This window comes from Aquimarina spinulae (assembly GCF_943373825.1).
Lineage (GTDB): Bacteria > Bacteroidota > Bacteroidia > Flavobacteriales > Flavobacteriaceae > Aquimarina > Aquimarina spinulae.
In genome coordinates this window covers 930,620-943,295 of record NZ_CALSBP010000002.1, presented here as the reverse complement: position 1 = coordinate 943,295, position 12,676 = coordinate 930,620, and the positions used below count along the sequence as shown (strand labels likewise).

The window sequence follows — 12,676 nt, the reverse complement described above, 5'->3', positions numbered from 1 at the left end:
TAGTTATTTCTTACAAATGTTAATAATTAAATCAATTATTCTATTACTATATCCTATTTCATTGTCATACCAACCTATGATTTTTACCATTTTTCCTATCACAGAAGTCATTAAAGAATCAAACGTACAAGAGTACGGATTGCCAAGTATATCAATAGATACGATTGGATCTTCTGTATATGACAAAATACCTTTTAGACTAGTTTGGGAAGCTTTTTTAAATTCGTTGTTAATTTCTTGGATAGAAGTTTGTCTTTTAACATTAAAGGTAATATCTGTAAGTGATCCATTCGGGACAGGAACTCTAATACCACATCCTCCTATTACATCACTTAGTTCGGGAAATATTTTTGTTAGTGCTTTTGCTGCACCAGTTGTCGTAGGTACTATGGATTGACTTGCAGCTCGTGCCCGTCTTAAGTCCCTATGTGGTTGATCATGTAAACTTTGATCAGTAGTGTAGCTATGTACAGTGGTGATGTAAGCTTGTTCAATTCCGCATAAATCATTAATTACCTTGATCATTGGTGCTGCATTGTTTGTGGTGCAAGAAGCATTAGATAAGATAGTTTCTGACCCATCAAGGATATGATCATTTACACCTACGACGATAGTTTTTATACTATCTTCTATAGAAGGAGCCGATAAAATAACTCGTTTTGCTCCAGCCTTAAGGTGTTTTTCTGCATCAGGTCTGGTTTTAAATTTTCCAGTTGATTCGATAACAATATCTACATCATATTTTTTCCAGTTGCAATGTTCTGGATTTTTTTCATTAAGTAAAGGTATTGATGCATCTTGTACTATAATATGACTTTTGGTATGCGATACCTCAAAAGATAAAATACCATGTATGCTATCATACTTAAGAAGGTGACTTAAAGTTTTTGAGTCGGCGAGGTCGTTTATTGCTACAACTTGTATGCTAGGATGATTAATTAATAATCTAAACAAGTTACGGCCTATTCTTCCAAAACCGTTGATGGCAATTCTAATAGGTGTATTCATTAAATCCTTACTACTGTTTTTGGATTAAGTTAAATGCTTTTGAGCTTTATATGAAGATCTTACCAAGGCACTACTTTCTACATGCCTAAATCCCATTTCTAAACCTATTTCTTCATATTTTTTAAACTGATCCGGAGTTATAAATTGTTTTACAGGAAGATGTTTTTTGCTTGGTTGTAGGTATTGCCCTATTGTAACGATATCTAAACCTACTGTTCTAAGGTCGCTTAGTGTTTGTATAACTTCTTCTTCTTTTTCGCCAAGTCCTAACATGATTCCGCTTTTTGTACGTTCAATACCATTTTCTTTAAGATATTTTAATACTTGTAAGCTTTGCTCATATTTGGCCTGGATGCGAACCTCTCGAGTTAATCTTTTTACAGTTTCCATATTATGAGAAACCACTTCTGGTTTTACTGTAATAATTCTATCTATATTTTTTGTTTTTCCTTGAAAATCCGGAATTAATGTTTCTAATGTAGTTTCTGGATTCATTCTGCGAATAGCTTGAATAGTTTCTGCCCAGATAATTGATCCACCATCTAACAAGTCATCTCTATCTACAGATGTAATGACAGCATGTTTTATCTTCATCAATTTTATAGATCGAGCTACTTTTTCGGGTTCTTCCCACTCTACAGTTTCTGGTCTTCCGGTTTTAACGCCACAAAAACCACAGGAACGGGTGCATATATTACCTAATATCATAAAAGTAGCGGTCCCTTCACTCCAGCATTCCCCCATGTTAGGACAGCTTCCTGAGGTGCAAATGGTATGTAAGTTATATTTATCTACTAATCCCCGAAGTTCTGTGTATTTCTTTCCCGTAGGAAGTTTAACACGTAACCATTTTGGTTTTCCTTTAGGAGGTGCTACGCTAGCAACATTGTTATTCATACAAGCAATATTTTTAGCAAAAATACAAAGAAAGCTTAGATTAAAATGAAGTTTTGAATAAAGTTAATACATCACTACAAGAGGCATGTTAATTTTTGAAAAAAAGAGCGTTGTTAAACTACGTGATATTAAAGGGGGATAAGAGCTATAGTTTCTATACATTTACTCTTACAGTAAAACCATATCTATACAAAGTCTTAACATCAGGTTAAAATTAAGTTAACGTAAAATTTTTTTTGAATTTGACAGTTATCTCATGTGATAAAGAGAAAAAATCATGCCCGAAGAATTGATAAGTCTTAAAAAAACAAAAAACAATCGAAAGCGTGTAGAAAAATGGTTGCTTAATAACCAGAAGTATATTAATATCACAGCTATAGAAAAAGAGATTTCTGCGCCAAAAGGATTGATACAAAAGTTTGTGAAATACGATAAAAAGATCAACGACAAATGGATTGATCCATTGTATAGCGTTATCAAAAGGTTTACTTCTTTTACCTTGCGATAGTTTTTCGTTTATGAATTAGTGTTTTGCATTGGTAATTATTTCAGAAAGTAGTTTTCTGGCCCTCAATAACTTTACTTTAACATTGTTTATAGGTTCATTGAGATGATCAGCAATTTCTTTATAACTTAATTCCTGAAAATATCTTAGGTTAATTACTTTTTGGTAATTAGGTTTTAGTTGTTTAATGTAGAGCAGTAATTGAGCTAAATTTTGCTCGGTAATTAGTTTATCTTCTGGGGTTGGGTTATGATCGATGATTTTATATACGGCATCATCTACTTGTGTCGTGGTTTTGGACTGTATTGATGCATTTTTTTTTCGCAATAGATCTATATGTATGTTTTTTGAGATCTGAATCAACCATGTTTTAAAGTTGTATTCTTCTTTAAACGTGTTAATTTTGTCAAATGCTCGAGAAAAACTTTGTATAGTAATATCCTCAGCTTCGTACTCATCCTGAGTTTTTTTTAACTGAAAATTGTACACATCATTCCAAAAAGTATCAAGAAGATAATTAAAAGATATTTGTTTCCCTTCTTTAGCTTTTTTGATATGATCTTCTAAAAGGATAGAGTCTTCTTTTTTCAATACATTGTTTTTGAGTGAAATAGATAATCGATAAGAAACTATTTAGTGTGTTTTTCTTCGTTACAGCTTGAGTACTGATCCGGAGTTTTGCCACAAAGAGAACATGATTCCCCTTCTTTATTTAAAAATGGACTTTGACTTGCGCAAGTACCAGCAAATTTACCATCTTTTTTCGCCCATAGTTTAATTGCAATACCACCAAATGCTAATAGTAATAAAACAATTGTAAGTAATAAAAGCTTCATAATAATATAAAAAATCAAAATTGATTACAAAGATACAAAGAATGTATGGCTAAGAAGCTATTAAACAAAAAATTAAGAATAATGTGTCAATTCTTGATTAATATTAACCTTTTTTGATTAGATATATTTATTAACGTCTCAATATTGTATTATATAATATTGACTTCAGTTTCCAGAAGAATATCAAATTTTTCTTTTATGTCGGTTAAGATTCTTTTAGATACATTCAAAATTTCATTTCCAGAGGCATTATCGTAGTTTACTAAAACCAAAGCTTGTTTTTCATGCACTCCTGCATCACCCCAACGTTTTCCCTTAAAACCAGATTGTTCGATCAGCCAGCCTGCAGGAATTTTAATATGTTCTTCATCTATTTTATAAAAAGGAATGTTAGGATATGCCTTTTGAAGCTTGGTAAAATGTTTAACATCAACAACAGGATTTTTAAAAAAACTACCACTGTTTCCTATTTGTGAGGGATCGGGAAGTTTGCTTTTTCGTATAGCAATTACTGCTTCAGAAACGTCTTTAATTGTGGGTTGGGTAATTTCCCTATTTACTAAAGCATTTTCTATTGCACCATAGCTTGTATTAAGAGTATGTTCTTTTTTAGTTAATCTAAAAGTGACCTTGGTGATTATGTATTCACCTTTTACATCGTTTTTAAAAATAGAGTTGCGATATCCGAATTTGCAATCTTTTTTTGAAAAGATATGTTTCTTTCGGGTATTGATATTGATTGCTTCGCAACTTGTCATTGTATCTTTAAGTTCTACACCATAAGCGCCAATATTTTGAATAGGGGCACTACCTACATATCCGGGAATTAGAGATAAATTTTCTAAGCCTCCATAATTATTTTTGATACAGTATTGTACAAAGTCATGCCAGTTTTCTCCTGCATTTGCAGATACAGATACATATTTGTCTGATTCTTCTATAGCTGTAATTCCTTTTATAGCAATGTGCAACACTAACATGTCTAGATTTTTTGTCAATAGCATATTGCTTCCGCCGCTCAAAATAAAAAGTGGATTTTTATTATTTTTTAAGAGCATTGTATCGAGTTCGGATTCTGATGTAATAGCCGCAAATTCTGCTGCAACAACGTCAATCCCAAAAGTATTGTATTTTTTTAAAGATTTATTATATTCAATTTCCACACGTTTAAATTTTAGTAATTATTTGATGATAAATTAATTATAAAATTGAGAACATGTGTAATCACTACGTTCTCTCATTAAAAATCTTAAACATTTCCTTTTGGGAAAATAGGTTTAATTTTTTAATGTTCGCCTCATTGATTATTGTATTTTTCAAGAGCTATTTTTAATATTTCAATTGCCTTTTTAAGATCTCTTCGATTTAAAACATATGCTATTCTTACTTGATTTTTCCCCTTGTTAGGTCCCGAATAAAATCCAGAAGCTGGTGCTACCATAATAGTTTGTTTATCTAAATCAAATTCATCTAGAAGCCATTGTGCAAAATGATCAGCATCTTCGATTGGTAATTCGGCAATACAGTAAAAAGCACCTTTAGGAACTCCTACTTTTACTCCTGGAATTTCTCTAAGTCCGGCAACCAAGGTATCTCTCCTTAATTTGTATTTTTCAACCGTTTCTGTATAATAAGATTCTGGCGCTCCTAAAGCCGCTTCACTAGCAATTTGCGCAAGAGTAGGAGGGCTTAGTCGTGCTTGTGCAAATTTCATAGCAGTTTCCATTACACTTTTGTTTTTACTTATCATACATCCAATACGGGCTCCACACATGCTGTATCGTTTAGAGACAGAATCTACAATAATGGCATATTCATCAAGACCTTTTTCTTGTAAAATAGAGTAATGCTCTGAGTCGTCATATACAAATTCTCGATACACTTCATCAGAAATCAAAAATAAGTCATACTTGATAGCAAGTTTTGCTAATTGTTTTATTTCTTCTTTGCTGTAAAGGTAACCTGTTGGATTACCGGGGTTACAGATCAGTATGGCTTTGGTTTTTTTCGTAATCAATTTTTCGAACTCTGCAATTGATGGTAATGCGAATCCGTTTTCTATCTTAGATATAACAGGAACTACCTTAACAGTAGATTGTGTCGAAAAACTATAATAATTTGCATAAAAAGGCTCGGGAACTATAATCTCATCACCAGGATCTGTAATACTACCCATAGTGAAAATTAATGCTTCACTACCTCCGGTAGTGACCAAAATTTCATCAGAAGATACCGTAATATTATGTTTTGCATAATAGTTAGCTAATTTATTTCTAAAACTTTCAAATCCGGCAGAGTGGCTATACGCTAAAATGTCTAATTTGTGGTTTCGTATAGCATCCATGGCTTCAATCGGTGTTTTTATATCTGGTTGACCGATATTTAAATGGTAAATATGCTTACCTTCTTTTGCAGCTTTTTCTGCAAAAGGCACCAATTTTCGAATTGGTGATTCGGGCATAGCTTTGCCTTTATGCGATATTATTGGCATCTGATCTGATTTAAAAAAATAAAATAGCGGTAAATTTCTTAAATATTTTAGGAATAGGGGGTGTAGTTGGGGTGTTTTTTTAACTATTTTTTATATTTAATGCGATCAAGCTTCTATGGCTTAATTATGTTGTTTTATGAAAGGTAGGCTTTTAATGGTATTTTTACTTTTCAACTTTGTTCTTCATACTCAAAATGATTTCAGATTACCTTTTAAACAAAATAGCACTAAAATTAAATTTCAATTAATCAATAATCTAATTGTTATTCTTGTCGTTGTAAACGATACCAAGCCTTCTTTTATGCTGGGTACTGGTATTGGATAAAACGATTAGGAGTAGAGGTAAAGTGCAAATTCTATCTAAAAAAGGTTATCTAACAAAAGAATAATGTATTTGAACTTGTAAATCCCTATTTAGTTTGTAGGTTTTTCAACTATATTTTTTATATTTAGAGTAATGAAGATTTTATCACTAGATTTTTGTCATTTTTTTAAAAGTAAGATTTTAGTACTATTTCTAATCTTTAGTACAGCTCTTTTTGCCCAAGAAAACTTCCGGTTACCTATTGGAGAAAAAAGTGATAAGATTAGATTTGAATTAGCAAATAACCTCATTGTTATTCCTGTTGTTGTAAATGGTGTCGAACTTTCCTTTATTTTAGATACGGGTGTGGGATCCACAATTATCTTTAGTGTAGACAATAAAAGCTCCTTAGAACTTAAAAATGCATCAAAAATTTACCTTAGAGGGTTAGGTGAAAATGAACCAGTAGAGGCTATAAAATCAATTAATAACGAAGTTAGGATAGGTGATGCTGTTAGTACTAATCACAAGATTTACCTGGTTTTGGATGAGTCAATTAATTTTTCTCCCAGAATGGGATTTCCTGTACATGGGATTATAGGTCATGATTTTATTAAAAACTTTGTTTTGGATATTAATTATGCAAAGCAGTACATAAAAATGTATAAACCAGAGTCGTATACCTATAAAAAGTGTAAAAAGTGCTATCAAACCAAAATTGATTTTAGGGAAAAAAAGAAAAGACCTTTTATTACAGCTCAATATAAATCTGCTAATGGGTTGATCGATATCAATCTTTTGCTAGATTCGGGTTCTGGTTCTTCTTTATGGTTATTTGAGAATAAAGAAAAGGGGATATATGCAGGTGAGAATTCCTTTAGAGATTTTTTGGGTAAAGGTTTTAGTGGAGATATTTATGGTGAAAAAACTAAAATAAAAGAACTCAATATTGGTGAATTTAAAATGAAGGAGGTAACAGCCTCATTTCCGGATTCTATCTATATACAAGGAATATCTTTAAATAACAGGCAAGGGTCATTAGGAGGAAATATCCTAAGGAGGTTTAATCTTATTTTGGATTATACCCGTCAGAAAATATCTTTTAAAAAGAATAGTTTTTTTAATAAGCCTTTTCATTATAATATGAGTGGACTTACCATTCAGCATACAGGTTTCACAGCAGTAAGAAATTATAAAGAAGAAGATAGAGTGTATTTGGGGTTAAATAAATTAGTAAACCAAAAAACGATTGAGTTGACAAACAACTTTATTCTTCAGCCTAAGTACGAAATTTTGGATGTTAGACCTAATTCGCCAGCTGATCTTGCGGGTTTAAAAAAAGGCGATGTTATTTTACAAGTAAATGGTAAAAGTGCATATAGGTATAAGCTTTCTGATCTAAATGATATGTTTTATTCTGAAGAAGGAAGAAGAATCAAGATGAGAATAGAACGATTAGGAATAGAAATAAGCTACAATTTCTCACTTAAAAAAGTAATCTAAAAAATAAAAAAGGATACTCTAGAGTATCCTTTTTTGTTACGATTAATTATACGAGTTCTAGTTTTTCTTTTCTAAAACACTTTTATCAAGGACAGTTCCTTTAATTTTTATAGCCATTGTAGGAGTATCTCCTGCATTAGATGTTACTGTAATAGTTTTACGAATTGGTCCCACTCTTTTGGTGTCGTATTTAACTTCGATAACACCAGATTCTCCTGGAGCAATTGGTTGCTCTGGTTTTTTTGGAATGGTACATCCGCAGCTTGAATATACTCTGGAGATAACTAAAGGAGCATTTCCTGTATTTGTAAATTCAAATTTGCGTACACCGTCACTGCCTTTGGCGATTTCGCCATAATCAACAACTTCGGATTTAAATTTTATTTGTGCTTTATTAGTGTCTTGTGCATTTAAGGTTGCGCCAAGAACACCAATAAATAAAATTATCATTATTTTTTTCATGATGTAGGTTTTTGTTAAACGTAAAAGTACTTACTTTTTACTCAACTGCAAAATGATACCTAAAAGTAAGAGGTCAAAAGCTAGAGGTGCGAGGTTAGAAATTTTTATATAGCACATGATATAAACTATTATATTTTTATAGCTACATTGTTTAATTTCATTACTCAGGTTTTTTTAAAATTTTCATATTTCTAACTTCGTACTTCATACTTTAATAAGTACTTTTGCACTTCTTAATTCAAAAATCAGACCAAAGTATGTCTTTAGCAGGAAAATACGATGCAAAATCGATAGAAGAAAAGTGGTATGCCTACTGGATGGAAAATAACTATTTTCACTCAGAGGTTGATGAAAGAGAAGCATATACTATTGTTATTCCACCACCAAATGTTACTGGTGTTTTGCATATGGGACATATGCTTAACAATACAATTCAGGATGTGTTAATCCGTAGAGCGCGTCTAAAAGGATATAATGCATGTTGGGTACCGGGAACTGATCATGCCTCGATAGCAACAGAGGCTAAAGTTGTTGCTAAGCTAAAAGATGAAGGGGTCGATAAAAATGATCTTACCAGAGAAGAGTTTTTAGAACATGCCTGGGAATGGACCCATAAGCACGGAGGAATTATCCTGGAACAGTTAAAAAAACTAGGAGCTTCTTGTGATTGGGAACGTACTGCTTTTACAATGGATGACAACTTGTCGGCATCTGTAATTAAGGTTTTTGTAGATCTGTATAATAAAGGATTGATTTATCGTGGGTATAGAATGGTAAATTGGGACCCTCAAGCTAAGACCACCTTGTCTGATGAAGAAGTAATTTATGAAGAAAAACAAGGGAATTTATATTACCTAAACTATAAAATAGAAGGAACAGAAGATACACTAACTATTGCAACAACTCGCCCAGAGACAATTATGGGAGATACCGCAATATGTATTAATCCAAATGATGATCGATTTACACATCTTAAGGGTAAAAAAGCTATTGTACCTATTGCTAATCGCGTTATACCTATAATCGAGGATGAATATGTAGATATGGAGTTTGGTACTGGGTGTCTTAAAGTAACACCTGCTCATGATCCTAATGATAAGATCTTGGGAGATAAGCATAATCTAGAGGTTATAGATATCTTTAATGATGATGCTACATTGAACTCTTTTGGATTGCAGTATGAAGGAAAAGATCGTTTTGTAGTTCGTAAAGAGATTGTAAAGGAACTTGAACGTATTGAAGCACTTGCAAAAACCGAAACACACCTTAATAAAGTAGGAACTAGTGAGCGTACCAAAGCTGTGATCGAACCAAAATTAAGTGATCAGTGGTTTTTGAAAATGAAAGATCTGGCCAAACCAGCATTAGATGCTGTTTTAGATAAAGAGGTAAATCTGGTTCCCGAAAAATTTATAAATACCTATCGTTACTGGATGGAAAATGTTAGAGATTGGAACATTTCACGCCAGTTATGGTGGGGACATCAAATTCCGGCATATTTCTATGGAGATGGTAAAGAAGATTTTGTAGTCGCAGAAAGTAGAGAAGAGGCTTTGGTTTTGGCTAAAGAAAAAACAGGAAATACCGAGTTGACTATTGCAGATCTTACTCAGGACCCCGATGCTTTGGATACCTGGTTTTCTTCCTGGTTATGGCCTATGAGTGTTTTTAACGGTATTCTAGAACCAGATAATAAAGAGATTAATTACTACTATCCAACTAATGATTTGGTTACTGCACCAGAAATCTTATTCTTTTGGGTAGCACGTATGATTATTGCTGGATACGAGTATCGAGGAGAAAAACCTTTTACCAATGTATATCTTACGGGTATTGTGAGAGATAAGCAGCGCCGTAAGATGTCTAAATCTTTAGGTAATTCTCCAAATCCGTTGGATTTAATTGACCAATATGGAGCAGATGGTATTAGGGTAGGAATGTTACTAAGTTCTCCTGCAGGAAATGATTTAATGTTTGATGAAGATCTTTGTAAACAAGGTAGTGCTTTTGTTAATAAAATATTTAATGCCTCTAAACTTATTCTTGGCTGGGAGGTTGATAATACTATAGAGCAACCAGAAGCTTCTGCTATGGCGATTGCATGGTATACTTCAAAATTTCAGAAAGCACTGTTAGAGCTTGAAGATAGTTATGCAAAATATCGTATCAGTGATGCTTTAATGACAACATATAAGTTGATATGGGATGATTTCTGTAGCTGGTTATTAGAGATGGTGAAGCCTGCTTATGGTAGCCCTATTGACGGTAAAACGTATCAGGAGGTGATCAAAATTTTAGAAGACAACTTAAAGGTTTTACATCCTTTTGTTCCTTTTATTTCTGAAGAGATATGGCAACAGATCACAGATAGAACACCAGAAGAAGCATTAATTATTGCCAGTTGGCCAGAACCACAAGTAGTTAATGAAACTTTGATTGCAGAATTCGAAATTGCGGCAGATGTAGTTTCTGGAATTAGAACTATACGAAAGGAGAAAAATATAGCGTTTAAGGAAACTATCGAATTATTTGTATTAAATAGTGAAAATAATAGCGCCTCTTTTGATGCAGTAATTAGTAAACTCGGAAACCTGTCGACATTAAGTTATGTAGATGCCAAGGTTGAAGGAGCACTTTCTTTTAGAGTAAAATCTAATGAATATTTTATTCCAATTTCTGGAGCGATCAATGTAGAAGAAGAAATTAAGAAATTAACTGATGAACTATCGTATACAGAAGGTTTCTTGAAATCTGTTCAGAAAAAATTACAAAATGAACGCTTTGTAAATAATGCACCAGACCAGGTTATTGCTAACGAAAAGAAGAAACAAGCAGATGCCGAAGCTAAAATTGCTACTATAAAGTCAAGCCTGAAGAGTTTGAGCAATTAGATGTAATTGGTGTGTAATAATTTAAAAAAGGCCTTGATTTATATAAATCAAGGCCTTTTTTAATTAATCGGTTATATGTTCATTTACCAATTCTATATATTTTTCTTTGGCTTGTTTTGGAGTAAGGTTTTTTGCCTGAAAAAATGCATTTAGCTTAAATGCATTTCTAAGTTCGCTATCTCCTGATGGGGTAAAAAAGCCTTCAGTATGCGTTGCTCTTTTGTAATATGCATAGAAATGAAGCATAACATCGGGTGGCAATTGTATTTTAGTATTGCAGGCGCGCTTATATGCGTCATCGAAGGCGATATTTAATTCTTCTTCGGTCATGATTATAGATTAGCAATAACACTTTCTCCTCCTTTTACTTTTTGATTTAAAGTAACACTTACATCGGTTCCTATAGGTAAATATACATCTACTCTTGATCCAAACTTAATAAAACCACTATCAGAGCCTTGAACCACCTTTTCTCCTTCTTTAGCATAATTTACAATTCTTTTTGCAAGGGCTCCTGCTATTTGTCGATAAAGTACTTCTATACTATTGTTTTTTACGACAACGGTAGTTCTTTCATTTTCTTCAGAAGCTTTAGGGTGCCAGGCTACAAGGTATTTACCAGGGTGATATTTGCTAAAAATAACTTCACCGTTTATTGGATGGCGTGTTACATGAACATTTACCGGGGACATAAAAATTGAAACCTGTAAACGATTATCTTTAAAATGCTCTTTTTCGAATACTTCTTCGATAACTACTACTTTTCCATCAACAGGTGCAACTACAGTGCTATCATTTACTGTTGTATGTCTTTTAGGATTTCTGAAAAACTGCAAAATTAAAATCAGAAATACTAATGTAACCGAAAATATAGCGATTTGCCATTCATCGATCTGAATCGCTACGTATGAGGCCAAATTAATGCCTAGAAATAATACAAGTGCTACCGATATTATTTTATATCCTTCTTTATGAAACATGCTTTAATATTTGTAAAAATGCATATAAAAATGGGCTGGCAAATATAACACTATCTAATCTGTCATATATGCCGCCATGACCTGGCATTATAGTGCCGCTGTCTTTAACTCCAGCCTGTCTTTTGAACTTAGATTGGATTAAGTCTCCCAGAGTCCCAAAAATACTCATAATTATGCTTATAATCAACCAAATGCCTATTGATAAAGTATTGGTAAATATGGCGATTAAATATCCTGCTAATAATGAGAAAACAAACCCTCCGATAAACCCTTCTATAGTCTTTTTTGGAGATATTCGTTCTAATAATTTATGTTTTCCAAAATTTTTACCAACCAAATAAGCAAAAGTGTCATTGACCCAGGTGATTAAAAATGCTCCCGCAATAATGAAAGGTTGATACTCTCCTGTATAATACGGTACAAGAGTTAGAAACACAATAGATGTGATTAGATAAAAAATACTGGTATGATATTTTCGTTTCTCGAACATTGGGATAATACGAATCGTAACTAAATCTTTTACCAAAAACAATTCTGTAATAATGGTAAGGGTCAAAACAGGGAGAATAAGATAAAAATAGAGCTTATCCTGAAATATGTTTAACACTGCTAAGAGGGTAATGAATATTACATACAATCTTTTATTTCTAAGATAAATTAATTTTTGAAATTCATATATAGCGATTACCCCAAAAACCAAAAAGATTCCAATAAAGGTATATCTATTGATACATATAGATAGTAGTAAAATAGAGACATATAAAAGCCCCGATAAAGATCTTGTAAGCAGTTCCTTCAT

The 12,676-nt window shown here is 32.6% G+C and carries 13 protein-coding genes; 3 read left to right on the top strand and 10 right to left on the bottom strand.

Going from position 1 to position 12,676, the window contains the following annotated elements:
• Positions 1–3: 3 nt before the first annotated feature.
• Positions 4–1,008: a type I glyceraldehyde-3-phosphate dehydrogenase gene (gene gap, locus NNH57_RS09725; RefSeq protein ID WP_108807751.1), complete on the bottom strand. Its 1,005-nt coding sequence runs from the start codon at positions 1,006–1,008 to the stop codon at positions 4–6.
• Between the two features lie 24 nt (positions 1,009–1,032).
• A complete protein-coding gene (gene lipA / locus NNH57_RS09720; protein ID WP_074408897.1) occupies positions 1,033–1,905 on the bottom strand; it encodes a lipoyl synthase in 873 nt (290 codons plus the stop codon).
• A gap of 277 nt (positions 1,906–2,182) precedes the next feature.
• Here lipA and NNH57_RS09715 point away from each other — a divergent pair, with 277 nt between their 5' ends.
• Positions 2,183–2,413, top strand: a complete 231-nt coding sequence (locus tag NNH57_RS09715) for a hypothetical protein (protein WP_025666704.1) — start codon at positions 2,183–2,185, stop codon at positions 2,411–2,413.
• Between the two features lie 15 nt (positions 2,414–2,428).
• Here NNH57_RS09715 and NNH57_RS09710 read toward each other — a convergent pair whose 3' ends face one another.
• The 4 genes from NNH57_RS09710 to NNH57_RS09695 form a co-directional block, all read right to left on the bottom strand.
• Positions 2,429–3,001: an RNA polymerase sigma factor gene (locus NNH57_RS09710; RefSeq protein WP_025666705.1), complete on the bottom strand. Its 573-nt coding sequence runs from the start codon at positions 2,999–3,001 to the stop codon at positions 2,429–2,431.
• 38 nt (positions 3,002–3,039) lie between these two features.
• Entirely contained in the window at positions 3,040–3,246 is a 207-nt protein-coding gene (locus NNH57_RS09705) for a membrane or secreted protein (RefSeq protein WP_074408896.1), read from the bottom strand.
• Positions 3,247–3,395: 149 nt separating this feature from the next.
• Positions 3,396–4,409 (bottom strand): UDP-N-acetylmuramate dehydrogenase, encoded by a 1,014-nt coding sequence (gene murB / locus NNH57_RS09700; RefSeq protein ID WP_074408895.1) that lies wholly within the window; start codon positions 4,407–4,409, stop codon positions 3,396–3,398.
• Between the two features lie 134 nt (positions 4,410–4,543).
• Positions 4,544–5,737 (bottom strand): pyridoxal phosphate-dependent aminotransferase, encoded by a 1,194-nt coding sequence (locus NNH57_RS09695; protein WP_074408894.1) that lies wholly within the window; start codon positions 5,735–5,737, stop codon positions 4,544–4,546.
• Between the two features lie 457 nt (positions 5,738–6,194).
• On the opposite strand from NNH57_RS09695, the gene NNH57_RS09690 reads away from it, so the two are divergent.
• Positions 6,195–7,544: an aspartyl protease family protein gene (locus NNH57_RS09690; protein WP_074408892.1), complete on the top strand. Its 1,350-nt coding sequence runs from the start codon at positions 6,195–6,197 to the stop codon at positions 7,542–7,544.
• A 57-nt stretch (positions 7,545–7,601) separates the two neighbouring features.
• On the opposite strand, the gene NNH57_RS09685 is transcribed toward NNH57_RS09690, so the two are convergent.
• Positions 7,602–8,006, bottom strand: a complete 405-nt coding sequence (locus NNH57_RS09685; RefSeq protein WP_074408891.1) for a DUF1573 domain-containing protein — start codon at positions 8,004–8,006, stop codon at positions 7,602–7,604.
• Positions 8,007–8,263: 257 nt separating this feature from the next.
• Here NNH57_RS09685 and NNH57_RS09680 point away from each other — a divergent pair, with 257 nt between their 5' ends.
• A complete protein-coding gene (locus NNH57_RS09680) occupies positions 8,264–10,897 on the top strand; it encodes a valine--tRNA ligase (protein ID WP_074408890.1) in 2,634 nt (877 codons plus the stop codon).
• Between the two features lie 63 nt (positions 10,898–10,960).
• Here NNH57_RS09680 and NNH57_RS09675 read toward each other — a convergent pair whose 3' ends face one another.
• Genes NNH57_RS09675 through NNH57_RS09665 form a run of 3 tightly spaced genes read right to left on the bottom strand, consistent with a single transcriptional unit; the run spans position 10,961 to position 12,676 of the window.
• Complete coding sequence (locus tag NNH57_RS09675; protein ID WP_074408889.1) at positions 10,961–11,227, bottom strand: acyl-CoA-binding protein; 267 nt, start codon at positions 11,225–11,227, stop codon at positions 10,961–10,963.
• A gap of 2 nt (positions 11,228–11,229) precedes the next feature.
• A complete protein-coding gene (locus NNH57_RS09670) occupies positions 11,230–11,877 on the bottom strand; it encodes a phosphatidylserine decarboxylase family protein (protein WP_074408888.1) in 648 nt (215 codons plus the stop codon).
• Positions 11,867–12,676, bottom strand: coding sequence for a phosphatidate cytidylyltransferase (locus NNH57_RS09665; RefSeq protein WP_108807754.1), 810 nt, complete (start codon positions 12,674–12,676; stop codon positions 11,867–11,869). Before NNH57_RS09665 ends, NNH57_RS09670 begins: the two co-directional genes overlap by 11 nt.